At 63.0% G+C, this 24,583-nt stretch carries 23 protein-coding genes; 10 read left to right on the top strand and 13 right to left on the bottom strand.

Annotation, left to right across the window (positions count from 1 at the left end; all coding sequences use genetic code 11):
* Positions 1 to 209: 209 nt before the first annotated feature.
* Together NKI05_RS01385 and NKI05_RS01380 are read right to left on the bottom strand one after the other, a co-directional pair.
* The gene (locus NKI05_RS01385) at positions 210 to 1,334 is read right to left on the bottom strand and encodes a DUF2333 family protein (RefSeq protein WP_023686165.1); all 1,125 of its coding nucleotides are present in this window, start codon (positions 1,332 to 1,334) and stop codon (positions 210 to 212) included.
* 16 nt (positions 1,335 to 1,350) lie between these two features.
* Positions 1,351 to 2,655, bottom strand: coding sequence for a DUF6638 family protein (locus NKI05_RS01380; protein ID WP_023683664.1), 1,305 nt, complete (start codon positions 2,653 to 2,655; stop codon positions 1,351 to 1,353).
* A gap of 127 nt (positions 2,656 to 2,782) precedes the next feature.
* On the opposite strand from NKI05_RS01380, the gene NKI05_RS01375 reads away from it, so the two are divergent.
* Positions 2,783 to 2,920, top strand: a complete 138-nt coding sequence (locus NKI05_RS01375) for a hypothetical protein (protein ID WP_023701543.1) — start codon at positions 2,783 to 2,785, stop codon at positions 2,918 to 2,920.
* Between the two features lie 68 nt (positions 2,921 to 2,988).
* Here NKI05_RS01375 and NKI05_RS01370 read toward each other — a convergent pair whose 3' ends face one another.
* From NKI05_RS01370 to NKI05_RS01345, 6 genes are all read right to left on the bottom strand, one after another.
* On the bottom strand, positions 2,989 to 4,899 hold the full coding sequence (locus NKI05_RS01370; protein WP_023695821.1) for an ATP-binding protein: 1,911 nt from the start codon (positions 4,897 to 4,899) through the stop codon (positions 2,989 to 2,991).
* Positions 4,900 to 4,923: 24 nt separating this feature from the next.
* Positions 4,924 to 6,069 carry a hypothetical protein gene (locus NKI05_RS01365; RefSeq protein ID WP_023751264.1) on the bottom strand — a complete coding sequence of 382 codons (1,146 nt, stop codon included), beginning with the start codon at positions 6,067 to 6,069 and terminating at the stop codon, positions 4,924 to 4,926.
* Positions 6,070 to 6,096: 27 nt separating this feature from the next.
* The gene (locus tag NKI05_RS01360; RefSeq protein ID WP_023669990.1) at positions 6,097 to 7,185 is read right to left on the bottom strand and encodes a hypothetical protein; all 1,089 of its coding nucleotides are present in this window, start codon (positions 7,183 to 7,185) and stop codon (positions 6,097 to 6,099) included.
* Positions 7,186 to 7,506: 321 nt separating this feature from the next.
* Positions 7,507 to 7,890 (bottom strand): c-type cytochrome, encoded by a 384-nt coding sequence (locus NKI05_RS01355; protein WP_023669991.1) that lies wholly within the window; start codon positions 7,888 to 7,890, stop codon positions 7,507 to 7,509.
* A gap of 84 nt (positions 7,891 to 7,974) precedes the next feature.
* Complete coding sequence (locus NKI05_RS01350; protein WP_023691608.1) at positions 7,975 to 9,153, bottom strand: glycosyltransferase; 1,179 nt, start codon at positions 9,151 to 9,153, stop codon at positions 7,975 to 7,977.
* 14 nt (positions 9,154 to 9,167) lie between these two features.
* Entirely contained in the window at positions 9,168 to 9,779 is a 612-nt protein-coding gene (locus NKI05_RS01345) for a thymidine kinase (protein WP_023686158.1), read from the bottom strand.
* Positions 9,780 to 10,016: 237 nt separating this feature from the next.
* On the opposite strand from NKI05_RS01345, the gene NKI05_RS01340 reads away from it, so the two are divergent.
* From NKI05_RS01340 to choV, 3 genes are all read left to right on the top strand, one after another.
* A complete protein-coding gene (locus NKI05_RS01340) occupies positions 10,017 to 10,952 on the top strand; it encodes a choline ABC transporter substrate-binding protein (RefSeq protein WP_023686157.1) in 936 nt (311 codons plus the stop codon).
* 136 nt (positions 10,953 to 11,088) lie between these two features.
* Entirely contained in the window at positions 11,089 to 11,943 is an 855-nt protein-coding gene (gene choW, locus NKI05_RS01335; protein ID WP_023669995.1) for a choline ABC transporter permease subunit, read from the top strand.
* Positions 11,940 to 13,121, top strand: a complete 1,182-nt coding sequence (gene choV / locus NKI05_RS01330; RefSeq protein WP_023814979.1) for a choline ABC transporter ATP-binding protein — start codon at positions 11,940 to 11,942, stop codon at positions 13,119 to 13,121. The genes choW and choV overlap by 4 nt, the downstream gene beginning before the upstream one ends.
* 97 nt (positions 13,122 to 13,218) lie before the next feature.
* Here the strand turns inward: choV and NKI05_RS01325 are convergent, their stop codons facing one another.
* Entirely contained in the window at positions 13,219 to 15,249 is a 2,031-nt protein-coding gene (locus NKI05_RS01325; RefSeq protein WP_050594070.1) for a transcriptional regulator, read from the bottom strand.
* Between the two features lie 202 nt (positions 15,250 to 15,451).
* Here NKI05_RS01325 and NKI05_RS01320 point away from each other — a divergent pair, with 202 nt between their 5' ends.
* Together NKI05_RS01320 and NKI05_RS01315 are read left to right on the top strand one after the other, a co-directional pair.
* The gene (locus tag NKI05_RS01320; protein ID WP_023686154.1) at positions 15,452 to 16,537 is read left to right on the top strand and encodes a PLP-dependent cysteine synthase family protein; all 1,086 of its coding nucleotides are present in this window, start codon (positions 15,452 to 15,454) and stop codon (positions 16,535 to 16,537) included.
* A 19-nt stretch (positions 16,538 to 16,556) separates the two neighbouring features.
* Positions 16,557 to 18,032 (top strand): pyridoxal phosphate-dependent decarboxylase family protein, encoded by a 1,476-nt coding sequence (locus NKI05_RS01315; RefSeq protein ID WP_023814981.1) that lies wholly within the window; start codon positions 16,557 to 16,559, stop codon positions 18,030 to 18,032.
* Between the two features lie 27 nt (positions 18,033 to 18,059).
* Here the strand turns inward: NKI05_RS01315 and NKI05_RS01310 are convergent, their stop codons facing one another.
* From NKI05_RS01310 to NKI05_RS01300, 3 genes are all read right to left on the bottom strand, one after another.
* Positions 18,060 to 18,464, bottom strand: coding sequence for a YciI family protein (locus NKI05_RS01310; protein ID WP_023751262.1), 405 nt, complete (start codon positions 18,462 to 18,464; stop codon positions 18,060 to 18,062).
* A 93-nt stretch (positions 18,465 to 18,557) separates the two neighbouring features.
* The gene (locus NKI05_RS01305) at positions 18,558 to 19,967 is read right to left on the bottom strand and encodes an ATP-binding protein (protein WP_023751261.1); all 1,410 of its coding nucleotides are present in this window, start codon (positions 19,965 to 19,967) and stop codon (positions 18,558 to 18,560) included.
* Entirely contained in the window at positions 19,964 to 20,680 is a 717-nt protein-coding gene (locus tag NKI05_RS01300; RefSeq protein WP_023670002.1) for a response regulator, read from the bottom strand. The genes NKI05_RS01305 and NKI05_RS01300 overlap by 4 nt, the downstream gene beginning before the upstream one ends.
* A 258-nt stretch (positions 20,681 to 20,938) precedes the next feature.
* Between NKI05_RS01300 and NKI05_RS01295 the strand changes: the two genes are divergently transcribed.
* The 4 genes from NKI05_RS01295 to clpS all read left to right on the top strand — a co-directional run bounded on the left by NKI05_RS01295 (position 20,939) and on the right by clpS (position 22,451).
* A complete protein-coding gene (locus tag NKI05_RS01295) occupies positions 20,939 to 21,241 on the top strand; it encodes a hypothetical protein (RefSeq protein WP_023683677.1) in 303 nt (100 codons plus the stop codon).
* 39 nt (positions 21,242 to 21,280) lie between these two features.
* A complete protein-coding gene (locus tag NKI05_RS01290) occupies positions 21,281 to 21,511 on the top strand; it encodes a hypothetical protein (protein ID WP_023670004.1) in 231 nt (76 codons plus the stop codon).
* 153 nt (positions 21,512 to 21,664) lie between these two features.
* Positions 21,665 to 22,012 (top strand): hypothetical protein, encoded by a 348-nt coding sequence (locus NKI05_RS01285; RefSeq protein ID WP_023713954.1) that lies wholly within the window; start codon positions 21,665 to 21,667, stop codon positions 22,010 to 22,012.
* A gap of 133 nt (positions 22,013 to 22,145) precedes the next feature.
* Positions 22,146 to 22,451: an ATP-dependent Clp protease adapter ClpS gene (gene clpS, locus NKI05_RS01280; RefSeq protein ID WP_023670006.1), complete on the top strand. Its 306-nt coding sequence runs from the start codon at positions 22,146 to 22,148 to the stop codon at positions 22,449 to 22,451.
* A gap of 44 nt (positions 22,452 to 22,495) precedes the next feature.
* Here clpS and NKI05_RS01275 read toward each other — a convergent pair whose 3' ends face one another.
* A complete protein-coding gene (locus NKI05_RS01275; protein ID WP_023814983.1) occupies positions 22,496 to 24,580 on the bottom strand; it encodes a membrane protein in 2,085 nt (694 codons plus the stop codon).
* Positions 24,581 to 24,583: the final 3 nt, after the last annotated feature.

The raw sequence follows: 24,583 nt of genomic DNA, 5'->3' as shown, positions 1-24,583 counted from the left end.
GCGTCAACTTGCATGCAACTATGTTTCCTATGAAGAAAGTGTCTCCGCGGCCGGCCGACCTGTCGCCGGTTCTTCCTGGCTCCGTTGCCGCGCCGTATAGAAGCCAGAGGACGCGACGTTCCGCCGTCTCAAAACAGCCGCCCAATGCACGGAATGCGACAGAGGCGACGGCGCAAATTCGCCATCGCTCGCCGGGAAAGCTGTGGACGCTACTGAGTCAGGACGTTGCTGATCTCGACCATGTTGGAGCGCACGCGAAGCACGTAGAAACCCATCGTCGTCAGGTGCGTCGGCATGATCCAGCCATCCTCGCGGCCATTGGCGATGATGAAGGGCTGGATGCGCAGCGCCGAGACGAATTGCGCATCCATCGTGTCCCACAGATTGCCGAGATGCTTTTCCTTGATGACGTCCTCGAAGTCGGCCTGGGCGCCCTTCATCAGGCCGTAATAGGCATAGAGCTGGCCATAGGCGAACCAGAAGCGGTCGTCGGCGCGGAAGTCGAACCAGCCATTGTTATGGTTTTCGGCGCGCTCCTTGAGGATCGCCGAGGTCGAACCGATGTCGGAGGAGATGCGGTCGATATACTGCTTCAGATTGTCGGCGCGGGCATCGAACGTCGCCTGGCAGCTGCCGAGGCGGGCGTTGAAGGAGCGCAGCTTGGTGACGGCATCGCGATAATAACTCGGCGTCGGCGTCTTGGGGCCGAACGGGTTGAGGCCGAAATACCAGGTCTCCTCGTCGAACTGCAGATTGCCGCGCGCATCCTGCAGGTCGCCGTCGATCTGCGATGTGGTGCGAACACGGCCGAGATTGTCGGCAAGCTCGGTGGCGGTACGCCGCACCGCCTGGTTGATGCCGCGCTGGAACGAGGCCTTGTTGTCCATGAACGGCGTGTTGTCCCAGTCGATGCCGAACAGGCCGAGTTTGTAGAGGATCATCGACGAGATCCAGGCATTCTGGTTGACGTTGAAGTCCGTCAGGTCGGCCGCCACCTGGGCGATGCCCGAATTGCCGCAGGTCTTGGCGGTGTCGGTGCCGGCGCCGGCGGCGACCTGTTCGCCGGCGGAAATGTTGCGGTTCTCGAAGGTGTATTTGTCGACGTAGTTGGGATCGAACTTGTTCCACCACTGGGTGGCGTAGAAGAAATTGGCGTAGAGGCCGATCAATACCAGAAGCGCGAGGCCGACCACAGCCTTCAGGATCCAGCCGCGCTGCGTATACCAGCGCCCAGCCCAGAGGAACGGCCACAGGATCGCGCCGATGACGAGGCCGATGCCGCGGCCGATCCATTGGAAGATGCGGGTGAAGAAATTCACGATCGGATCAAGCATGGCTCTCGTTCACCCCTCAGTCAGTCAGGCCGTAAAGGCGCGTGCGAAACGCCACTTTGTCTTTCAAATATGTGGTTTTCAGAACGTCCACAACATGCGACCGCCAGGCGTCGCTGTAGCCGTCATAGTCCTTGTAGAAGCCCGGCTTGTTGAAGACGTAACGCGAGACAAAGTCCTGCGGCACGAAATCCGAGATCAGCTGGTTGGTCAGCCAGGCGTCGGGATGGTCGGGCTTGCCACGCACGACCAGGAAGCGCTGTTGCGGAAACACATCCTCGATCTTGAGATGGCCGAGCTGGGCGATCTCACGCTTGGCGGCGTTGAGAAAGGGGAAATTGCCGTCCTTGGTGATCAGATCGGCATGGCCATGGATCCAGGTCTGCAGCCAGACCTTGTCGACCTCGGTCAAATTGCGGTTCGGCTCTGTGTCGCGGATGAGAGAGCGCACCACCATCTCGGCGCGATGCTCGAGATAGCCCGAGCTTTCGACCCATGACGCGCGGGGCAGTTCGATGCGGCCGGTGCTGGCCAGGAACTTGAACACCTTGTCGGCATCGTTGATCGAGAGATAGCTGACCTGCCAGGGCCGCGAACGGCGAAAGCCGGGGGCGGCCGGGTCGCCGATGACGGTGGTCATATCAGGATCGACGAAGACGTAGACGCCGCCGAAATGGCTGGTCCAGTAGGCGTTGTGGCGGAAGATCACCTGGTCGGGCACCAGCGCATTCTCACGGATATCGCCGCAGACCTTCGCCAGCTCCACCATACGGCTCAGCATGGTGTTGTCGCGCCAGGCATCGGGCTCCTGCTTCAGCCGGTCGACCAGCTTGCCGAGTTCGGCGGCCTTGCCCAGCACGTCCTCGGCCGAAAGCACCCTGAACTCGACCTGGCTGATCGACAGCAGATCCTCGATGTCGTTGACCAGGGGAACGGAATCCTCGATCTCGCCGTAGATGACATCCTTGATGGTCAGCGCGTCGATGGCGCGCTGGTTCTTGGACATGAACTCGAACATCAGCTGCGAGGTGTTGGAAAAGGCGGTGTGCACCACCGGCAGATCGATCTGCGACGGCGTCAGGATGATGAAGCGGCGGTTGACCTCATTGGGGTCGAGATAATCGTAATCGCCGCATTCCTCGGCCACTTCGGGCGAGAAGCCGGTGCGGTCGATCTGGAAGCTCTTCAGCTTGGTGGGCTTGAGGCCGAAGGCAACAAGCGCCTTGTTGTAGCGCTGGATGAGGTGCGACTCGTCGACGGTGAGCAAGCGGCCGTAGATCAGCTCATTGTCGCGGAGAAGGTCGGGTTTTTTGGCGTGGCTCATGCAGAACGTTCCGAGCGGCGTTGCCTGTTGTGGCGAAGCGCCAACGCTGACGCCTCCCTCTCCCCGTTCTTCACGGGGAGAGGGTAAGGGTGAGGGGCAGCGCTAGCATTCAAGGACATGTCTCCCCATGGCCTTTGGCGTCAATAAATCGAAGATCATTGGTCCGGATGTCCCGATCGAGGCGCTGTTCGATAGCTGCCAGTATGGTCGGAGCGATCTCTGGTCCACGCATGCGCCGCCCCTCACCCTTGCCCTCGCCGCGTGAAGGACGGGGAGAGGGGGGCGTCAGCGTTAGCGCCAAGCCTTTCAGCACCCGCGGGCAGCGAAGGAAGTTCACGCATTCCAGAGCCCCTTCTTCTTCATCTCCTCCATCTCGCGCCCCGCCCGTTCGCGCAGGCGTGCGTCGCGCAGCAGCTTCTCCACCGCGGCGTCGTCGGATTTGTCGGAATAGCGGAACTCCGAGTCGGCGTAGCGGTTGATCTCCTGCATGACCATGTCCATCGAGAACGGCCCCCGCAGTTCCTCGATCATGGCCTTCTTTTCGTCGTAGCCCTTGTGCATGAAGACTTCCGGCTTCTCGAACCAGTCGTCGGGCAGCTCGATGTCCATGGCGCGCATCTTGATGGCGTCGGTGACGTTCTTGATGGCTCGGCCGGTGAAGCGCGGCTCGGCATCCTTGATCAGGTGCAGATAAGTGCCGATGTCGGCCATCGATTTCGGCGCGCCATTCTCCTTCATGTAGCGCTCATAGACCTTCATCAGCCCGTCTTCCTGAGGCTTCTCGTGCTCCTCATAGGCTTCGGTCACCGCGCGCTGGATCTCCTGCGCGGCGTAGAGCTTGTGGTCGCCGAGTGGGATCTTGTGGTTCTTGCCGGCAAGCAGGACGAAGATGTCGATATAGTCGTCGCGGCTCTGTGGGCCGTCGACCAGCCAGCGGGCCCCGGCGCGCTGGCGCAGCGCATCGTCGACATTTTCGGGATAGTTGGAAAACATGCCGAACGAGCAATTGCCGCGCACCACCGTGCCGGCGCCGGCAAAGGCGTCCATCAAGACGCCGGTGATTTCCTGTTGGCCGGCCGAGGCGCGGTCGTCGGAGCGGCGGGCCGCCACCTGGTCGATGTCGTCGACGGTGCCGAAACCGATGACGCGTGGGTTCAAGACATTGTTGATGAACTGGCGGCAATTCTGGCCAGATTTGCCCTGGTAGGACGAGATCTGGTCGACGCCGAAATTCTCATAGGCGAAGGGATAGCCGGCAACCTGACAATAATTGTTGACGAGGCCGGCGATCATCTGGATCAGCGTCGTCTTGCCGGTGCCCGGCGCGCCGTCGCCGATGAAGGTGAAGAGGAAGCCCCCGAGTTCGACGAACGGGTTCAACTCGCGCTCGAAATCGTAGGCCATCAGCATCTTGGCGAGCTTGACCGACTGGTATTTGGCAATGTGGTTGCCGACGACCTCTTCCGGCTTCTTGAAGGTCATCACCAGCGGCTTGGAGCGCTTGCCGGGCGCGACGTCGAAGCCGTCGAGGGTGAAATCGTCGGCGTCGATGCGGATATGGGCGTTCTCGAACGGGCCGATGCCGTCGAAGCGGCCTTTACGGGCCAAGAGCCCGTCAATGGCAACACGGGCGAAAGCACGCGCCCGGGTCGTCAGGTCGCCATCGTCCTTCGACCCGGTGATCGCCTTGTCCAACCCAGCCACGATCGACTTCACCGCGTCCTGCGGCGTGTCGAACAGGAAGTCGGGTTCGGGGATATCGTTGGGCGCCTCGCCATCGCTGTCGATCAGCTGGAACAGATAGGAGGCAAGGCTGAAGGCCGAAACGTAAGCAGAGGCTGACAGAAGCTTCTTGAAGGTCGCGGCTTCATCGCCTTCGAGCGGTGCGCGGGTGTTCTTGGCCTGCAGGCTTTCAAGGTCGGAGCCTTCGGCGAAGACATCGGAAATGGCGAGCGCAATCGCCAGGCCGCGGCGGGCGCGAAACAAAAGCGTGTGCTGCGGGATGCTCATCAACTGGTCGTCGGGATGGATCGCGGCGACGGTCTTGGTAAGCTCGACCTCGCGGGTACGGCGCACCGAGCCGACCGAGACTGTCGAGACAAAGCGGCGATTGGTGCCGGCAAGCGCGGTGCCGGATTCGCGTGAAGGATCCTCCAGCACGACGACGCGAGTGATGAAGCTTTGCGCGGTTGCGCGGTGCTTTTCGATAGCCGCTTCCGGAATGGTGGTCAGGCCGGTGTCCATGAAGGATGCTCCGCGATGTGACGGTCAGACATCTGAAATCACCTGCCCATTTGACAGGATGTGAACCTTGTAGCCGGAAAAGATCTTTTGAGCTTCGCCGGCGGCGTAGAGTGCTTGATAGGCTTCGTGCGAGATCAGGGCGTGGTTCTCGTAGCTCGACACACCCTGGCGCGCGGCTTCGAGATCGTCGGTGTTGATAAAGAATTCCTGCGTGGTCTTCTCGCTCGAAAACAGGCCCTTGCGGCCGGGTTTCTCGCCCTTGGAGTAGACCTCCTGGATGGTCCAGGTGAGCAGCCAGGCATTTTCCGGTTTGCGCACCTTGGCCAGCACCTCGGTCACGGTCGAATTGTTGTCCGTAATGCCTGCGGAATAAAAGGGGCCGAGCACGACGCGGCGCAGCTGCTTAGGGTGCAGCGGCTCGAAATCCTTGTCGAGATTGACCGCAATCGTTGCGGGCGAAAGCGTGTAGGCGGAATTCTTCTCGGTGAAATCGTCGAAGCGATGGGCGAGTTCGGGGTTGAGCAGGCCGTCCACCGGCAGCGGGATGTCGACCCGTTCATTGAGCTTGCCGCTGCTGTCAACGAGCTGCCGGATCATGCTTTCGGAGGAATCCTCCACCGTCACCATGTAGACCAGCGGCAGGTTGGCGCTGCCGTCGAAGCTCGCCCAGTGCACGAGGTAATAGGGGCGCCCGGTCTTTGGATTGACCGAGACCTTGGCCGTCTGCGCCAGCGAGAACGGGCCAAAAGTCTGTTCGCTCTTGACGTCCTCGAGATAGAGCCGCTCGGCCATCGACTTCTGCAGCGCTTCGGGGAATTCCTTGTGGCGCAGGATGAAGTCGGCCATTTCCTCGCGCAATTCGCCGGCCAGCGGAATGTTGGCCAGCCGCGCCTCGGCCTGGCGGCGGTCGTTTTCCAGTTCGAGCAGGTTCTGGAAGACGGGATAGCCGCTGTCGGCGCGCGAAATGCGGAACGTGTCCATGAAGCCGAGCCGGTTGCGCCAGCAGGAAAACGATTTGTCCAGCCGGGCAATGTATTCGGCGACAATCTTGGCGACGATGCCGTGCCGGTAAAGCGGCGAGCGGTCGTCGCGCATGAACACTTCGAGGCCGCTGAGTGCCGCCGTGATGGCGGAAAAATAGCGCGCCGCCGCTTCGTTTTCGGGAGTCATGCCGGTGTGCCCGCGTGCAGCCGCTCCTTACGACTGCACGTAGTTGGCCGAATTGTGCTTCTTCATCACGTCGTCGAAACGGCGGGCGAAGGCGTCGTCGGCGAGCTTCTTGCGGCGCTGGATGTCGGAGCTGGCGACCATGTTCTTCTCGTGCATTTCGAGGAGATCGCCGATGTGCTTTTGCGAGGCGGCGCCAATGCCGGCCATGGTCTCTTCGGCGGTGTTGTCAACCTGGCTGCCCAGCGTGTTGATCTTGTGGGCGACATCCTGCTGGGCGGCGGTCTTCAAGGAATCTTCCAGTGCCTTGTAGAGCACGATGCGCTGCTCGGTATCGATGGTCAGCTTGTTGATCAGCGTCGACTGCGCTGCGATCTGATTGTTGAGCGAATCGACGAAGGTCTGGAACATCGAGGTGTAGCGTTCCAGCGTCTGGCTTTCGGCCAGAAGCTCCTGCTCCTTGGCCTGCTTTTCATTGTATTCGGTCGCCAGTTTCGAGCGCTCGCCCTCAAGCTGCGTGCGCTCCTTCTGACTGGTAGAAGCGGCGATCTTGTTTTCGATGTCGAGCAGCAGCGGATTGACCTCCTCGATGCGCTTCTGCACCGCCTCGAGGTTGGTCATGGTGACCTTGCGGCGCTCGATCACCTGCGACAGGCTGTTTTCCGAGGTCTTGTAGCGCTGGTCGAGGACCTCTTTCTGCGCTTTCAGGATGCCGACGATGGTGTCGGACTTGACCAGAAGCTCCTGCAGATTGCCGGCCAGCGACATGTTGCGGACGCGGTCGGTGCGCATGCGCTGCTTGCGTTGCGCCGAGAAGACGCCGACGAAGCTTTCCCAGCCGGTGTAGTTCTTCATGCTCTCGAATTCGGTGCCGAAGACGTTGGTGGCGTCTTCCAGGCCGATGATCAGGTCGGCAATGTTGCCTTCCATCACCTTCTGCTGCTTCAGCACGTCCTCGATGCGGGCATTCTCGATGTCGAAATTGGCGTCGCCGATCTTCTTGTCGGCGGTGGCCAGCGTATCAAGCACCGTGCCCGACTGCTCGATCTTGGAGCGCATGTCCTGCACGACCTGCCTGGTCTTGGCAATTTCGGCATCGAAATTCTGCAATGTCGCCATAGGGGCCTCCCGCTTCGGCTTCCGGTCGCTGGCTGCGAACAGCGGCGAATATATGTGGGGTATCAGGGGATTGAAAGACGCAAGACAAGACCCGCCCCGAAAACAAAAAAATGCCTGGTCGTCTTGAAAGGCAATGAAGGCGGGGTCATGGCGTGATTAACCAGCCGGCCAAGTATTGTTCAATTGTCATTGAACTTTGACGGCTGCGAAGAAGTCGATCTCGGACAGTGTGGGTGTGCTGAATTCGACAGAGGGCTCAATGAGTTGCAAGTGCGAGACAGCTGGCGGAAGCCGTCGCCATCACGCTACGCATCGCGCTGTTCAAGGCTTCGGATCGGCCTTCAGATAGGCGATGACGTTGGCGATGTCCTCGTCGCTGCTCAGGCCGGAGAAGCCCATCCTGTTGCCGGGTACTTTCAGCTTGGGAGCGCCGAGATAGGCTTTGAGGTTGGCTTCGTCCCAAACGAGGCCGGCCGCGCCGGCGTCCTTCATGGCCTGCGAATAGTTGAAGTTCTGGGCGGTGCCGGCGGTGCGGCCGACGATACCGAGGAGATGCGGGCCGACCTTGTCGCGGTCGCTTGCCGCCTCGTGACAGGCCATGCAGCGGTAGAACACTTTCTTGCCAAGTGCTGCATCGCCGTCGGCCAGCGCGGCGAGGATACCGGCCAAGTAAATGACAAGGCCTGATGAAATGGCTCGAAGCATGGCGGTTCCCGGCTGGCTCTGGCTGAGGGCAAAATAGGCTGCAGGCCTTAACAAACGCCGTATGCCGGTGGATAGCAGCCGGGCTCAATCCGTGCGCGGGATCGCCGCGACCGCCTGCTTGACCTGCTTTTCAATCGCCGCCGACGAATGATTGTCGCGCACGAAAGCGCGGCCGATCTCCGCCATCTCGGCGGCCGCTTGCGGGCGTGTCGCGAGATCGATGATTTTCAATGCCAACTTGCCGGCATCGTCGCTGGACAGGAAATGCCTGCCCGCCTGCAGGCCAAGCCCTTCGACGGCCTTTTCGGTGGCGGCGACGACAAGGCCCGCCGCCATCGCCTCCAGCACCTTGATGCGGGTTCCGCCGCCGAAGCGCAGCGGGATCGGCGCATAGCCGGCACGCCCAAGCAATTCCGGCAGATGCGGTGGGTTCTCGATCAACCGCAGACCATGCCTGGTGCATAGACCGCGCACGACATCGCGCGGGTTTCTGCCGGCGACGGTGATCGACCAGGGCCGGCCGGAGGCGGCGAGGCGCGGCGCCATCGCGCGGCCGATCTGCTTGACGGCGTCGATGTTTGGGAAGTAGCCGAGATGCCCGATGAAGCACAGGCTGAGCTCACTGAAGCGCTCGGCAGCAATCGGCAGGGAAAGCACGCTCTCGTCTGGAATGGGGTTGGCGACGAACCTGACGTCGTTGACGGGGCCGAGAGCGGACAGAAGCGCTTCGTCGGCCCGCGAACAAACCCAGACCTGGTCGGCCAGGGCAGCCGCACACCTGTCGGCTTCGCGCGCCTCTGCCTTCCTTCGCCTGTTTTGGCGCCAGTCTCGAATTTGCTGCCACAGCGTCAGGCCGGCGATCCGGTCGGACACCGTCCGGGAATCAATGTTGTGCTGGTCAAGGACGGTGCGCGCGCGATGCTTCGGCGCCAGCGTCAGCAGCTGCGAAAGCACGATCTCCTCGATCACCACGAGATCGGGCGCGAATTCCCTCCAGATGGCGTCGGCTTCGGCCAGCTCGTCGTCCGGCATCATATGCACGGTCGGGTGCGGGCTGCGCCTGCCCCAGGGCGCCCTGCCGCGCGCTGCCTCGATGATCCGGTGACGGATGTTCGGCGGTGTGGAGGGTGCCGGGGCGCCAGTCAGGCTTACCGTCAGGACCTCGCCCATCGATGCCAGGGCGCGTGCATTGGCGGCGTTCCGGATCTCTCCGCCGGAGACCGGCGGAAACGGGCAATCAACTGTGAACTGCAGAATTTTCATGTTGTCCCGGCCGTTCAGCCTCTGGTGAAGCCAATGAAATCGTCGGGCGCGGCGCGGCCCATTTCCTCTTCCCAGTGGCGGCGGCAGAGCGAGATATAGACGTCCTTGCCAATCGCCACCTGTTCGCCTTGTCTGGCCACCTTGCCGTCAGCGCCGAGACGCACGACCATCGTCGCCTTGCGGCCGCAGCGGCAGATGGTGCGCACTTCGCGCAGATCGTCTGCGATGGCCAGAAGCGCTCGCGAACCGGAAAACAGATTGCCCTGGAAATCGGTGCGCAGGCCGTAGCACATCACCGGGATGTTCAGCCGGTCGGCGATACGGGCGAGCTGCCAGACCTGCTCTTCCTCGAGAAATTGCGCCTCGTCGACAAAGATGCAATGCACCGTCGTATGTTCGTGATGCTCGGCGACGCGAGCGTAGAGATCGTCGCCGTCGCGGAACATCTCGGCCTCCGTCTCCAGGCCGATGCGCGACGAGATCAGCCCGGTATCGCCCTTTCCGTAGTGGCCGGCGACGAACAGCATCGTCGTCATACCGCGTTCGCGATAATTGTAGGACGCCTGCAGCAGCATTGTCGTTTTGCCGGCATTCATCGTCGCATAGTGGAAGTAGAGCTTGGCCATGCCGTCCTTTTAAGCCGAGTTGGCGCGGCGCGGGGAGAGGGCACCGCTGCATTTCATGGGAAAAGCCGTCTGCAATCGAAAAAGCGGCGGGCGTGTCGCTGTTTGGCCAGTCCGCGCCGTTGATCGTGATTGTCTTAGCGCTTGAAACCACACCAGAATGGTGTTTGGCTGACGAAACAAGGCGGGCAGAGAAACCGTAACTACGCTTCGCCAAAGAATCACAATGGGAGACTGCCAATGTCGCGTATGAACACCTTCGTCGCCGGCCTCGGCCTGGCGACTTTTCTGTCCACGAGCGCTGCACTTGCCGGCGATCCGGAGAGCTGCAAGGCGGTGCGCCTTTCCGATGTCGGCTGGACCGACATCCAGGCAACCACCGGCGTCGCTTCGGTGCTGCTCACCGCGCTCGGCTACGAGCCGCAGACGATCCAGCTATCGGTACCGGTGACCATGGCGTCGCTGAAAAACAAGGATCTCGACGTCTTCCTCGGCAATTGGATGCCGTCGATGACCAACGACATCAAGGACTACACCGCCGATGGTTCGGTCGAGACGATCGGCACCAACCTGACCGGCGCCGGCTACGGCATCGTCGTACCGACCTATGTCGCGGAGGCCGGCGTCAAGTCGCTGACCGACATCGGCAAGTTCAAGGACAAGTTCAACGGCAAGATTTACGGCATCGAGGCGGGCAATGACGGCAACCGCATCATCCTCGACATGATCAAGAACCCGAAGGACAATCTCGAAGGCTTCGAGCTGGTCGAGTCCTCGGAAGCCGGCATGCTGACGCAGGCCGAGCAGTCGATCAAGAACAATGAGTGGATCGCGTTCCTCGGCTGGACGCCGCATCCGGTGATGGGCGCCATGAAGCTCACCTATCTCGACGGCATGGGCGACAGCGGCTTCGGCGCCGCCACCGTCTACACCAATGTGCGCAAGGGCTACACCACCGAATGCCCGAATGCCGGCAAGTTCATCGCCAACCTGAAGTTCAACCTGGACATGGAAGGCGAGATGATGGACGCGATCCTGAAGGGCGGCGACGCCAACACGGTCGCAGCCGACTGGCTGAAGAAGCACCCTGACGCGGTTGCGCCGTGGATTGCCGGCGTCACCACCTTCGATGGCGGCGATGCGGCAGCGGCGGTCAAGACCGCGCTCGGAAGCTGAGCCGACTAATTCGGCCAAGCCGAACCTGGAAGGGCAGCCAATCTAGAAAAGGCTGCCCTTTTTCATATCCTGTGAGAAGATGACCTAATGAAAGCGGAGGCCGGAAGCAGGCGGTCTCTCGCATGAGAGGGGCGATATGGATCCGATTTCGAAATTCATGGTCGATCACAAGATACCGATCGGCGCCTGGGGAAAGGCGTTCTTCGGTTTCCTCACCGACAATTTCGACACCGTGTTCAGGGCCTTCTCGAATGGCCTCAATTTCCTGCTCGACGGGCTGGTTGGCATCCTTTTGATGGTGCCGCCGGTGCTGCTGGCGCTGATCATCGCCATCATCGCCTGGCTGCTGCAGCGCTCTCGGCCGCTGGCCATAGGCGTCTTTCTCGGCCTGATCTTCATCATCAACCAGAATCTCTGGAAGCAGACGGTGCAGACGCTGGTGCTGGTCGTGGCCGCCGCCGCCATGGCGATGGCCATCGGCGTGCCGCTCGGCATCTGGGCCGCGCACAAGCCGAAGGTCTACCGCATCATGCTGCCGGTGCTCGACCTGATGCAAACGCTGCCGACCTTCGTCTACCTGATCCCGGTTCTGACCCTGTTCGGTCTCGGCAACGCGCCCGGCCTCATCGTCACCATCATCTTTGTCATCCCGACCGCGGTCCGGCTCACCCATCTCGGCGTCGTCTCGGTGCCGAAGTCGATCATCGAGGCCGGCGAGGCGTTCGGCGCCACCAAGCAGCAGCTGCTGTGGAAGGTCGAGCTGCCCTCGGCCTTGCCGACCATCATGGCCGGGCTGACGCAATCGATCATGCTGTCGCTGTCGATGGTGGTGTTTGCAGCACTGATCGGCGCCGGCGGCCTCGGCACTGAAATCAACCGCGCGCTCGGCTCGCGCCGCATCGATCTCGGGCTCGAGGCGGGCCTGGCGATTGTCGTACTCGCCATCGTGCTCGACCGGATGACGCGTATCGGCGTTGGAGGCAAGAAATGACCGTCGCCGTCGATTTCAAAAATGTCGATATCGTCTTCGGCTCCGACCAGGCGGGTTCGCTGGCTCTGATCGACGGCGGCGCCACGCGCGCCGAAATCCTTGAAAAGACCGGCAATGTGCTGGGTTGCGCCGGCGCCGGCCTGACCGTGCATGAGGGCGAAATCTCGGTGCTGATGGGCCTGTCCGGCTCCGGCAAGTCGACGCTGCTGCGGGCGGTCAACCGGCTCAACGTGGTGTCGCGCGGCCAGGTGCTGGTCAAGGACGGCGACAATATCGTCGATGTCGTGACCTGCGATCAGGCGACGCTGCGGCGGCTGCGGCAGAAGCAGGTGGCGATGGTGTTCCAGCAGTTCGGCCTGCTGCCTTGGCGTACGGTGGAGGAGAATGTCGGCCTCGGCCTCGAACTCGCCGGCGTGCCGGAGCAAGAGCGCAAGGAGCGCGTGCAACGCCAGCTGAAACTGGTCAATCTCGACCAGTGGTCGAAGAAATACGCGCATGAGCTGTCCGGCGGCATGCAGCAGCGCGTCGGCCTGGCCCGTGCCTTCGCCACCGAGGCGCCGATCCTGCTGATGGACGAGCCGTTCTCGGCGCTCGATCCGCTGATCCGCACCAAGCTGCAGGACGAATTGCTGCAGCTGCAGGCGGAGCTGAAGAAGACCATCATCTTCGTCAGCCATGATCTGGAAGAGGCGCTGAAGATCGGCACCCACATCACCATCATGGAGGGCGGTCGCATCGTGCAGACCGGGGCGCCGGAAGACATCGTGCTCAAGCCCGCCAATGACTATGTCCGCGACTTCATCGCCAATGTGAATCCGTTGTCGGTGCTGACCGCCTGGAACGTCATGCGCGACAGCCGCGACCTCGAGCACGGCGATAATGGCTGGGTGTGGCTCGACCGGCGCAAGACGACGCGCTTCAAGATCGACGAGCACGGGCTGGTGGCGGCGGCGGAACGCGACGGCAAACCGGCGGTATGGGTTTCGTGCGCCGATGTCGAGGCGCAGCCGGAGGAGACGGCGCAAGTGTTCTGGGCCAATCCCGGGACCTCGCTGAAGACGGTGATGCTGGCCATGCACCGCTCGCAGACGGCACCCGTGGCGCTGTTCGACGACCAGTCGCGCTTTGTCGGCGCGATCGGGATACGCGATGTGCTGAGCGCGGTGTTGCGGCGCTAGATCATGATGAGATTTGGTTGAAATCTCATCATGATCTAACCATTTGTTGGAGCATGATCTTTTCCAAAAACCGGTACCCACTTTTTGGGATCATGCTCTAAGCCAGCCCGATACGCGTGGCGCCGAGCTTGAACAGGGCTGTGGCATCCCGGTCGAAGCGGAAGGTGTCGATGAAGTCGTCGGCTCGGTAATCCGGAAGCGTCTTGCGGATGGCGGCGGCGAAGTTTTTCGCCTCGTCCAGCCGCCCAGCCAACGCCAGGCAGTGAGCGGCGATCGACAGGATGATGACATGGGCGTTGGGGCGGGCGGCCGCCTTCAGCGCCCATTCGGCCGCCTCGTCGAACTGGCCGAGGCGGACATGGGCCATGGCGCGCGCGCCCAGCATGCCGAACAGCATCGGGTCGAACGGCGACAGATGGCGCGAATGATCCGACGATCCGATCGCCGCGTGCGGGTCGCCCGACTGCGAATGCACGAACGACAGCGCATAGTGGCCAAGCGCGAAGTTCGGGCTGAGGTCGACGGCTCTTTGCAGTTCGAGCACGGACGCGTCACCCTCGCCGCGCAGCCACAGCGCCCGGCCCATCGCCCAGTGCGCGGCGGGATTGTGATCGTCGACCAACAGGCTTTGGCCGGCTGCCTCAAAGGCAAGCGCGCTGTCCTGGTCGCGGTCGCCCCAGCGCTGGAAGGCGCTCTGCCAATGGGTGAAGGAGAGGCCGGCATAGGCGCGGGTGAAGGTCGGATCCTGCCTGACAGCAATGTCGAAGAAATGCCGCGCGAGGTCGTTCTCGCTGCGGGTGAAGCGATACATGTGCCAGAGGCCGCGATGGTAGGCCTCCCAGGCGTTAAGTGAATTGGGCGCTTTCAGCATGGCGCGGTTGCGCTCGACGGTCTCGATCTCGGATGAGACCGAGGCCACGATGCTGTTGCCGATATCGTCAAGCACGGCGAAAAGATCGTCGGGCTTGCGCTCGAAGGTCTCGGCCCAGACGATCCTGGCTGTGCGGACCTCGACGAGCTCGACGGTGATGATCAGGCGGCCGGTCAGGCTGCGCACCGTGCCGGTGGCGACATAGTCGACATTCAGCCTTCGGCCGGCATCTTCCGGCGCGATGTTCCTTTCCGCCAGCGCAAAGACCGAGCCCCGGGCGATGACAAAGAAGTCCCTGAGCTTGGCGAGGCGGGTGATGATGTCGTGGGTCAAGCCATCGGCCAGCCCGCCACGAACGCCGCTACCGGCGTCTTCGGCAAATGGCATCACGGCCAGCGCAGCCTTGTGCGGCGTCGCGGCTTCGGTGGCGGCAAGCGCGATCGGACTGTGGCCCGCCATCGGCGCAACCGCAGGCTGTGCCGGCAAAGTGGCGCAGTGACGTTCCGCGCGAATGGCAAGCCACGCCTGGCGCACGGGGCCGAAATCCAGCTCTTCCGATTGGAAGAGCGATGCTGCTGCGGCAAGATGGTCCTCGCAGGCACGGAACTGGCCGCGCCGCGCCAGCCTCACCAGGAGTGCGACATGGGCGCTGCTGTCGAACGGGGTCAATTCCAGCCATTTTTCGAGATGGGCGGAGACGTCTTCGGAATCGGCCGGCAGCGTCTTGACCAGATGTTCCAGTATAGCAGCTTGGCAGGAACCGAAACGGCGGCGCTGCGCGGTCAGCCAGCTGTTGAAGAGAGGGCTGCGGTCGATCTCCAGCCCTTCGAGGAAGTCGCCGACGAACAGGTCGGAGAGCAACTGCAGTCGCGTCGGCTCGAGCGTTTCGATGCCTGCGGCAGCCGCCGCCGCGACATCCAGAACGTCGACTGAGATGCCGTCGAGATCGAGCGCGATCGTATCGCCCGATGTTTCGATCCTGCGGCGGCCCGGTTCGTCGAGCGCGGCCCGCAGCTTGCTCAGGCACCAGCGCAGCTCACCCCTGGGATCATTTGGAACATCCCACAGCAACTCGCAGAGCTTGCCACGTCCGACCGGATGGGGCGCCAGCGCCAGATAGGCCAGCAGCGCGCGCAGCTTGCGCGATGCCGGCAAGACCACCGGGACGCCGTCGCGCGCAATTGTCGGCGGCCCAAACAGGCGCACGACAACACCTTGATGGCTGCTCGCCAGGCTCGATTCCACGCCAGATACCACGCCTGCTCCCACGCTGACCTGCCGGCCCCTGCTTTACCACCGAGCACGACAAAGTGCACCCGGCTCGCAAAATTTGTGCGCCGAATGTGGTGTTTACCACACTGCCGCACGTCAAGGACCTGTAGTGCGGCAAGGTGTCGAAATCTCGCCGCCCAAACCGCCGGTGTGTAACCGGCCCGTGAGCAAGAACCAGGAGTCTACCATGTTGCATCAGCAGAAAATCAGAACCACGGCCGGCCGCGGCCGCCTGTTCGACAGCATTCTCGACACCATCGGCGACACGCCGGTCATCCGCGTCAATAATCTCGGACCGGCGCACGCCACCATCTACGTCAAGGCCGAGTTCTTCAATCCGGCGGCGTCGGTGAAGGACCGGCTGGCGCTCAACATCATCGAGGAAGGTGAACGCACCGGCGCGCTCAAGCCTGGACAGACCATTGTCGAGGCGACCAGCGGCAACACCGGCATCGGTCTTGCCATGGTCTGTGCGCAGAAGGGCTACAAGCTGGTGGTGACGATGGCCGACAGTTTCTCGGTCGAGCGCCGCAAGCTGATGCGGATGCTGGGCGCCAAGGTGGTGCTGACGCCGCGCGCCGAGAAAGGCTTCGGCATGTACAAGAAGGCGGTGGAACTGGCCGAAGCCAATGGCTGGTTCCTGGCCCGCCAGTTCGAGACCAAGGCCAACGCCGACATTCATGAAGCTACCACGGGACGCGAGATCGTCAACGATTTCGCCGGCTCGCGGCTCGACTATTTCGTCACCGGCTACGGCACCGGCGGCACCGTCGCCGGCGTGGCGCGGGTGCTGCGCCGCGAGCGGCCTGAGACCCGGATCGTGCTCACCGAACCGGCCAACGCGCAGCTTGTCGGCAGCGGCAAGCGGCAGATGCGTGGCGCCGGCGGAGCGCCGGCCGCCAGCCATCCGGCTTTCGAACCGCACCCGATCCAGGGCTGGACGCCGGATTTCATCCCGCACGTCCTGCAGGAGGCCATCGATGGCAACTTCTATGACGAGGTGATGCCGATCGCCGGGCCGGAGGGCATGAAATGGGCCAAGGCGCTGGCGCAGCAGGAAGGCATCTTCACCGGCATTTCCGGCGGTTCGGCTTTTGCCGTGGCGCGCCAGATCGCCGGCACAGCGCCGGCCGGATCGGTGATCCTGTGCATGCTTCCCGATACCGGTGAACGCTACATGACCACGCCTTTGTTCGACGGCATCGAGGCCGAGATGAATGCGGAAGAGCTTGCTCTCTCGCGCTCGACGCCCGGTTGCCAGTTCCCGGCATGATGACGCGGGAGCAAATTGCATGGACGCGATGCCTGGACACTCGGCTACCAGTACCGAGGAAACGCTTGACCCCTCGGACTGGGCCGATGTGCAAAGCCTGTCGCATCGGATCGTTGACGATGCCGTCGCTTACCTGCGCGATGTCAGGCAACGGCCGGTGTGGCAGGAGATGCCTGGAGATGTGAGGGATTTCTTCACCGCCTCGCTGCCGCAATCGCCGACCGCGCTTGCCGACATCTATGGCGATGTCGTGGACAAGGTGATGCCCTATCCGATGGGCAACATCCATCCGCGCTTCTGGTCCTGGTATATGGGGTCGAGCAATTTTACCGGCGCGATCGGCGATTTCCTGGCGGCAATCCAGGGCTCCAATCTCGGCGGCGGCAACCATGCCGCCGCCCTGATGGACGGCCAGGTGGTCGACTGGTGCAAGCAGATGATGGGCATGCCGGCTTCGGCCAGCGGCACGCTGGTCAGCGGCGGCTCGATTGCCAACATCATCGGGCTCACCGTGGCGCGCAACACCAAGGCCGGCATCGGCGTGCGCGAGCACGGCGTTGGAGCAATCGAAAAGCCTTTGCGTTTCTATGGCTCGGACCAGGTCCATTCCTGTCACCGCAAGGGGATGGAAGCGCTCGGTCTCGGCAACAAGGCGCTGCGCCGCATTGCCAGCGACGCCGGCCTGCGCATCGACATTGAAGGTTTGAGGACTGCGATATCGGAAGATCGCGCGGCCGGGTTCAAGCCGGCCTGCATCATCGGCAACGCCGGCACTGTCAACACCGGCGCCATCGACGATCTGCAGGCGCTGGCCAAGCTGGCGCATGAGGAGGACCTCTGGTTCCATGTCGACGGCTGCATCGGCGCGCTGATCGCGATCGCGCCTGAGAATGCACATCGCGTCGCCGGCATCGAATGGGCCGATTCCATCGCGCTCGATCCGCACAAATGGCTGCATGCGCCTTTCGAGGCAGGCTGCGCGCTGGTGCGGGATGCCTCGGCGCATCGCAAGACCTTCGCGGTGACGCCGGAATATCTGGAGTCGACACCGCGCGGCCTCGCCTCCGGCCAATGGCTGCACGATTACGGCCTGCAGACGTCACGCGGCTTCAAGGCACTCAAAGTGTGGATGGCATTGCGAGAACACGGCGTCGAAAAATTCGGCCGCCTGATCGACCAGAACATTGCGCAGGGGCAGTATCTCTCAGGGCTGATCGCGGCCGAACCAGCGCTCGAACTGACGGCGCCGACCAGCATCAACATCGTCTGCTTCCGCTATCGCGCGGATGGTCTCGATGGCGAGCGCGCGAAAGCGCTCAACACCGAGATCATGCTGAGGCTTCAGGAAGACGGAACCGCCGCCATTTCCGATACCACGGTGCAAGGCCGGCATTGCCTCAGGGTGGCGATCAACAACCACCGGACCCGGCGCGAGGATCTCGACCTTCTCGTCGCCGAAACGGTCCGCCTGGGCAACGAGATCGCTTCTGCCTGACCGGCCATGGGGTAGAGCAAGCGGCTCTCAGCCGCTGGCGGCCTCCTGGAAATCGCCCTTCGTCACGGGGAACGCCAGGCCGGGAAGGTAAAATGTGATCGGCCGGATCTCGTACACTGCCGAGGGGTTCACGCGGCGCAAGTCGCGCGCGGCTGCAATCGCCGCCTCCTGCGTGGCGCAGTCGAGGACATAAAGACCCAGCAATTGTTCCTTGGTCTCGGCAAACGGCCCGTCGATGACGATGCCTTCGCCCGGACCGCGCAGCGTGACGGCCTCGGCGGTCGCGCCCAGTCTTGCCGCCGGCCCAAGCTTGCCTTCGCGGGTCAATCTGGCATTGACCTCGAGCAGGTCGTGCATCAGCGCCGCGTCCTGCTGCGGCGTCAGGGACTGGATGGTCTGTTCGACGTGATAGGCCAGGATGGCGTAAAGCATGCGGCGATCTCCTCCTGTTCGAGCGGCCGCACTATTGCAAGGTTGGGTTGGTTGATCCACCCCCGGTGCCCATCGAGACGCTAGTCTGCTGCCTTATGCCGCCAGCGGCAGGCTGAGCTCCGTCAGCAGGCCGCCGCGAGGATGGTTGGACAGGTTGACATCGCCGCCGGCGGCACGCGCAATGTTGCGGGCAATGGTCAGGCCTAGCCCGAGACCGCCGGTCTGGCGGTTGCGCGATTGCTCCAGCCGCACGAAGGAACCGAACACCTGGTCGAGCTGCGCCTGCGGTATGCCCGGCCCCTCGTCGCGGATAACCAGCGTGACCGCGCCGTCCGACTGCCGCAGGCTGACATGGGCTTTCTTGCCGTAGGTCACGGCATTCTGGACCAGATTGTTGACGCAGCGCTTGAGCGCCACCGGCCGCGCCATGCAGATCATGCCACGCGGCCTGGCGCCGTCATGGTCGAACGTGACGTCCTCGAAACTGTCGGCGATCGATTCCACCAGCGACCAGAAATCGATCCGCTCGCTCTTCTCCTCGGTGACTTCGAAGGTGGCGAAGTCGATGACGGAGCTGGCGATGCTCTCGATGTCGGCGAGGTCGTGGGCGAGCGCCTCGCGCGCCGTCGATCTGCGCAACAGCTCGAGGCGCAGCCGCATGCGGGTCAGCGGCGTGCGCAGATCGTGGGCGAGCGCGGCGGCCAGATGTTCGCGGTCCTCGACATAGTCGCGCAGCCGGACCTGCATGGCGTTCACGGCTTTGGCCGCGGCGCGGATTTCGCGGCTGCCGGTCTCGGCGATCGGCGGGCTCTTCAGGTCCGTGCCGATCCGGTTGACCGCCGTTTCCATCATCCGATAGGGCGCCGTCAGCCGGCGCAGCGACCAGATCGACATGATCACCACCAGGGCCGCGATCAGCGAATAGAGCGGCAGGCTGTCGAAGCTCAATATCGGTCCGACCGGCGTGTTGGGCTCGGTGAAATTCAGCCATTGGCCGTCGGCGAAGCGGACAGATGCCGTCAGCTTGTCGCTCTGGGCGAAGCTGGCCGCCAGCGATAACAGGTCACGCTCCACCGCGCCGACATCCTTGGTCACGGCCACACCGCCAGGCGCGTTGGCTGCCTGGGTTGCCGGATCGCGCCGGACGCGGGCGTCGGTGATGCCGAATTTCGACAGCCGCCCGACCAGGATGTCCTCGAGTTCGGCCAGTTCGTCGTCGCCGGCGATCGACGAGGTGACCGCGGGCGTGTCCGAAACGGTGAGCGCATAGGTGGCGTTGAACAGACCGGAGGCCGTCAGCTTGCGCTGCTCCGGCGTGTCGTCATGCATCAGCTGCACCAGCGAATAGGCGCGGTCGTTAAGCCGGTAGAGATCGACCTCGTCATTGGCGACGGCACGATCGCGCGAGACGATGTAGAGCGTGGCGACCTGGCTGATCAGCAGGCCGGCAATGACGATGAGCAAAACCCAGACCGGCAGGGTTTGCGGCAGGAAACGTCTCATTCGGAGGTGGTCTCGGGCAGGAACTGGTAGCCGCCGCTGCGCACAGTCAGGATCAGTTTCGGCGTCTTGGGGTCGTCTTCCATCTTGCGCCTGAGACGGCTGACCAGGATGTCGATGCTGCGGTCGAAGGAATAGTCGCTGTCACCGCCGGAAAGCTCGATGAGCTGGTCACGGGTGAGGACGCGCTGCGCGCTTTTGACGAAGGTCTGCAACAGGTTGAACTCCGCCATCGTCAGTTCGACCCTGACGTCGCCCGGCGCCATCAGCCGGCGGCGCGAGCAGTCCATCGTCCAGCCGGCAAAATGATAGATCTGCTTGGTGGTGGCCCGCTTCGGCTCGGCAGCACCATTGCGCCTCAAAACGGCGCGGATACGGGCCAGCAGCTCGCGCGGATCGAAGGGTTTGGGCACATAATCGTCGGCGCCCATTTCCAGGCCGACGACGCGGTCGGTGGTCTCGGTGACCGCCGTCAGCATGATGATCGGCGTCGAGTAGCTGGCGCGCAGGTCGCGGCAGAGCTCCAGCCCGCTCTTTCCCGGCAGCATCACATCAAGCACGATCAGGTCTACCTGCGTGCGGCGCAGTATGTCTTCCATCTCGACGCCGTCGGCGGCAACCGTGGTGCGCAGGCCGCGCTTCTGGAAGAATTCCTGAAGCAGGTCGCGAATGCCCTTGTCGTCGTCGACGATCAGTATGTGCGCATCGGATTTCACGGCGATCCTGTCATTGCTGGCGGCCGGTCGGCGGCTGCCTTCTGAGTCTGCTTCTGTGGCGTCACCCACACGATAGAATTCTGGCCACATGTTGGCCAGCGGCGATGATCGCCCGCAAAGCCGATTTGCCAGAAACAATTCAGAAACAAAATTCTATAGTCCGGAAAAACTCCCGAAAAAAATCAAGGGCATAAAGGGTGCCGTGGCGGTCAGGACATCGGCTGCGACGCGAAGTCTCCGGAGTAACGGACATCACCAATGCACAGGTTCACGATCAGCTTGATGGGTGCGCTGCTCAGCATTCCGCTCGTCACAGCCGCGGTCGGAGCCACAACCGCAAAGGTGACGCCGATCACAAGGAGCGAGCGCTGCATCGATCTCAATCGCCAGGTAGACGAAGCCCTTGAAACCCATGCCGCGGCAACGCAGGTCACCGCGGCGAAAGCACTGCAAAGAAAGGGAAACCGGTTCTGCGCCAACAAGAAACAGGCACAGGGTATCCGGATGCTCGCGAACGCTTTGAAGCTGCTTGGAGTGACACCGATCGACCCGGTTCAGTGACACTCGAAACACGACCCGCACAAAGAAGGAAATGAAGCCATGAAAAAGTCCATCCTCTCCGCCACCGGTCTCGCCGTCGCTCTCGCTTTCGCAATGCCGGCTCTGGGCAATGCCGCTGCCACCACGACCGCTGCTCCGGCTGCTTCCACGACCACCGCTCCGGCGACCACGACCGCCAAGCCCCCGGTGAAGAAGGTCGTCGCCAAGAAGCCCGTCAAGAAGCACAAGAAGGCGAAGAAGGTCGTCAAGACGGACGCCCCGAAGGCCTGATCCAGACAGCCAACAGGCTTGTCTGTAACAAGGCCGCTCCAGCACCCCCCCGGCTGGAGCGGCCTTGTCGTGTGAGCATGATTACCCGTTGATGGGTGCCGGCCACCCAGGACTTTAACCCGTTTGCAATGCCGGTCCGGTAGGATAGCCCGCATGAAGAAGCGGCTTTCATCCATTCTGCGCTCGATGGCCATCGGCGGCCTTGTGGCCTCGGCAATGGTCAGGGTGCTGATCCAGTTCACCGCCAGCCCGGTGCCCGATCCGGTGAGCGGGCGCACAGAGCCGTCGCTGTTTGCACCGGCAATCTCCAGCAGCTGGCAATACATCACACCATGGCAAAGCCTGCTGCTTACCGTGATCACCGGCGCGGCGCTGGCCTGCTTCTTCGGCTGGCTCGCGGTCGCCTGGGTCGAATACAAGGCGGCCGGATCAAGGCCGGATGCGGCATCCAGCGCACGGCAATTCCAGGCTCGTCGCGTCGCCAATCGCCAGGGCCGTTGAACCGCAGCATACACTTCCTAAATTTGTGAACGGCAGCACTTCCGGGAAGCCGGTTTGGCGCGCCGATCAAAATGGACGACGGCTTTCCCCCATGACAAAGTGAGAGCGACCCCTCGCGCGATACCGGTTCCCGATGCCTGAAATCAGTTCCAAACCCCGCACCAAGACCAAGCCGCGGACCGAGCGGCCGAAGCTCTACAAGGTCATCCTCATCAATGACGATTTTACGCCGCGCGAATTCGTGGTGACGGTGCTGAAGGGCGAGTTCAAGCTCAGCGAAGACCAGGCTAACCGGGTGATGATCACCGCGCACCGGCTCGGCGTTTGCGTCGTTGCCGTCTTCACCAGGGATGTCGCCGAGACCAAGGCGACACGGGCCGTCGACGCGGCCAAGGCCAAGGGGTACCCGCTGCTGTTTACGACGGAGCCGGAGGAGTAGGTTGAGCGTCTTTCTCCCCGTATAGTGACGGGGAGAAGGGATCCTTACCTTCCCTCTCTGTACCACATCGCGCCCATGGCCAGCAGCAGCAGGCAAAGGCCGAGGAAGCCGCCGAACAGGGGTACGCGCGAGACGGCTTTGAGCACGCTGTCGTCGGTGCTGCGCAGGCCGATCCAGTCTGCGCCCGAGGCCGCACCGGAGGCGCGGACCGGGACGATGGAGGGCAGGGTGACGCTGCCGGTGAGCTGGCCAAGGGTGGAGGAGGCCGCCAGCCGGCGCACGCTGCCGCCGGTGGCCTCAGTCGGAGCCTTCAACCGGTCCTCGGTAGAGACGACGTCGGAGAATTCCGGCGCGTTGACCGGGCCGACATGGGCGAGTGCGGTCAGGTCACCATTGCCGATCTGGTAGAGGCCGATCTCCTTGGTCTCGATGCTGCCCAGGAAAACGCCGGGTTCGGACTTCTCCAGCTTGACGATCAGCGCCTTGCCCGAAGGGGTGATCACCTGCGCCGGGCCGGGATCGTCGCTCATCGTCTGGCGGCGGATTTCCAGCATCATGCCGCGGCCGTCGGCGGTCAGCCGCTCTTCCTCGAGTTCAGGTTCCTTCATCAGCCAGTGGGCGATGCGGCGGTAAAGCTGGACATGCGGCCCGCCACCCTCGAAGCCGCGCGCCCATAGCCAGCCCTGATCGGACAGAAGCATGCCGACGCGGCCTTCGCCCTTATGATCGAGCAGAAGCAGCGGGCGGTTGTCGGCGCCCTTCATCACCACTTCGCCTTCGGGGTTCTGCACGCCGATGGTGCGGAACCAGCGGCTCCAGCGCGGCGGCTCGGTCGCCGAGCCGTCGAGGCCGCGCGTCACCGGATGGCGCTGGCCGAGATCGGTGAGGCGCGGATAGAAGGCCTTGTCGATGACTTCGCCGGTCGGCATTGCCGGCAGCGACGACATTAGCGGGGTGCGGGCGATCGAGGAGTCGCCGGCATATTCCGGCCCGGCGGCGATCAGCAGCGCGCCGCCCTTTTCGACGTATTCGGAGATGTAGTCGTAATAGAGGATCGGCAGCACGTCGCGGTGCTGGTAGCGGTCGAAGATGATGAGATCGAAATCCTTGATCTTCTCGACGAACAACTCGCGGGTCGGGAAGGCGATCAGCGACAGTTCGTTGATCGGCGTGCCGTCCTGCTTTTCCGGCGGCCGCAGAATGGTGAAATGGACGAGATCGACCGAGGCGTCGGATTTCAGCAGATTGCGCCACGTGCGCTCGCCGGCATGCGGTTCGCCGGAAACCAAAAGCACGCGCAAGTTCTCGCGGATGCCGTCGATCAGCGCGATGGCGCGGTTGTTGGCGTCGGTCAGTTCGCCCGGCTCGCGGTCAATAGAGAGTTCGACGATGTTGCGGCCGGCGCCGGGGATGGTCACCTGCAGCGGCATCGCCTGGCCGATGGTCGCTTCTTCGACCGCGACCTGCTCTCCATTGACCGAGACGCGGACATCGACCGGGCCGGTTTCGCCGTCGGTGGCGATGACGCGGTAGGTCATGTCGAGCGGCTTGCCGACGAGGCCGAAGCGTGGCGCGTTCTCGAAGCGGATGCGGCGGTCCTTCTCGTGCTCGTTGCCGGTGATCAGCGCGTGCAGCGGCGCATTGAAGTCGGGGGCGGCCGGTGCGTCATGCACCTCGCCATCGGTGATCATGATGGCGCCACCGATGCGCGAGGGCGGCACGTCGCGGAAAGCGCCTTCAAGCGCTGCAAAAAGCTTGGTCTCGGTGCGCTCGTCGGCGGCTTCCGACTTGCCGGCCTCGACGACGCGGACGTCGAACTGCTTGAAGCGGCCAAGGCGCTGCTGCAAACCGGCAAGCGCTTCGTCGGTCTGTTTGGTCCGGTCGCCGATATCCTGGCTCTGGCTGCGGTCGACGATGACGGCAACGACGCTCTTCAGCGCCTCGCGCTCCTCATCGAGGAAGACCGGATTGAGGAGTGCTGCGCCCAGCGCAATCAGCGCCGCGAAGCGGAAGATCGCGCCGCGCTGGCGAAACCACAAGCCGACAGCCGCCAGCACCAGCAGCGGTGCGAGCACCAAAGCCAGCAAGGGCCAGGACAGCAGCGGTTCGAAGGAAATCGACCAGTTCATAGG

It is taken from the genome of Mesorhizobium sp. M0771 (assembly GCF_040320155.1).
GTDB lineage: Bacteria > Pseudomonadota > Alphaproteobacteria > Rhizobiales > Rhizobiaceae > Mesorhizobium.
This window is presented reverse-complemented; position numbering and strand designations above follow the sequence as displayed.

Coding starts and splice junctions, on each gene's coding strand:
- NKI05_RS01315 (WP_023814981.1), top strand. CDS start 16,557: ATGGACGCGATGCCTGGACACTCGGCTACCAGTACCGAGGAAACGCTT.
- NKI05_RS01310 (WP_023751262.1), bottom strand. CDS start 18,464: ATGCTTTACGCCATCCTGGCCTATCACGTCGAACAGACCATCCAGTCC.
- NKI05_RS01320 (WP_023686154.1), top strand. CDS start 15,452: ATGTTGCATCAGCAGAAAATCAGAACCACGGCCGGCCGCGGCCGCCTG.
- NKI05_RS01355 (WP_023669991.1), bottom strand. CDS start 7,890: ATGCTTCGAGCCATTTCATCAGGCCTTGTCATTTACTTGGCCGGTATC.
- choW (WP_023669995.1), top strand. CDS start 11,089: ATGGATCCGATTTCGAAATTCATGGTCGATCACAAGATACCGATCGGC.
- NKI05_RS01375 (WP_023701543.1), top strand. CDS start 2,783: ATGGCCTTTGGCGTCAATAAATCGAAGATCATTGGTCCGGATGTCCCG.
- clpS (WP_023670006.1), top strand. CDS start 22,146: ATGCCTGAAATCAGTTCCAAACCCCGCACCAAGACCAAGCCGCGGACC.
- NKI05_RS01295 (WP_023683677.1), top strand. CDS start 20,939: ATGCACAGGTTCACGATCAGCTTGATGGGTGCGCTGCTCAGCATTCCG.
- NKI05_RS01275 (WP_023814983.1), bottom strand. CDS start 24,580: ATGAACTGGTCGATTTCCTTCGAACCGCTGCTGTCCTGGCCCTTGCTG.
- NKI05_RS01340 (WP_023686157.1), top strand. CDS start 10,017: ATGTCGCGTATGAACACCTTCGTCGCCGGCCTCGGCCTGGCGACTTTT.
- NKI05_RS01305 (WP_023751261.1), bottom strand. CDS start 19,967: ATGAGACGTTTCCTGCCGCAAACCCTGCCGGTCTGGGTTTTGCTCATC.
- NKI05_RS01370 (WP_023695821.1), bottom strand. CDS start 4,899: ATGGACACCGGCCTGACCACCATTCCGGAAGCGGCTATCGAAAAGCAC.
- choV (WP_023814979.1), top strand. CDS start 11,940: ATGACCGTCGCCGTCGATTTCAAAAATGTCGATATCGTCTTCGGCTCC.
- NKI05_RS01350 (WP_023691608.1), bottom strand. CDS start 9,153: ATGAAAATTCTGCAGTTCACAGTTGATTGCCCGTTTCCGCCGGTCTCC.
- NKI05_RS01345 (WP_023686158.1), bottom strand. CDS start 9,779: ATGGCCAAGCTCTACTTCCACTATGCGACGATGAATGCCGGCAAAACG.
- NKI05_RS01360 (WP_023669990.1), bottom strand. CDS start 7,185: ATGGCGACATTGCAGAATTTCGATGCCGAAATTGCCAAGACCAGGCAG.
- NKI05_RS01285 (WP_023713954.1), top strand. CDS start 21,665: ATGAAGAAGCGGCTTTCATCCATTCTGCGCTCGATGGCCATCGGCGGC.
- NKI05_RS01380 (WP_023683664.1), bottom strand. CDS start 2,655: ATGAGCCACGCCAAAAAACCCGACCTTCTCCGCGACAATGAGCTGATC.
- NKI05_RS01385 (WP_023686165.1), bottom strand. CDS start 1,334: ATGCTTGATCCGATCGTGAATTTCTTCACCCGCATCTTCCAATGGATC.
- NKI05_RS01365 (WP_023751264.1), bottom strand. CDS start 6,069: ATGACTCCCGAAAACGAAGCGGCGGCGCGCTATTTTTCCGCCATCACG.
- NKI05_RS01290 (WP_023670004.1), top strand. CDS start 21,281: ATGAAAAAGTCCATCCTCTCCGCCACCGGTCTCGCCGTCGCTCTCGCT.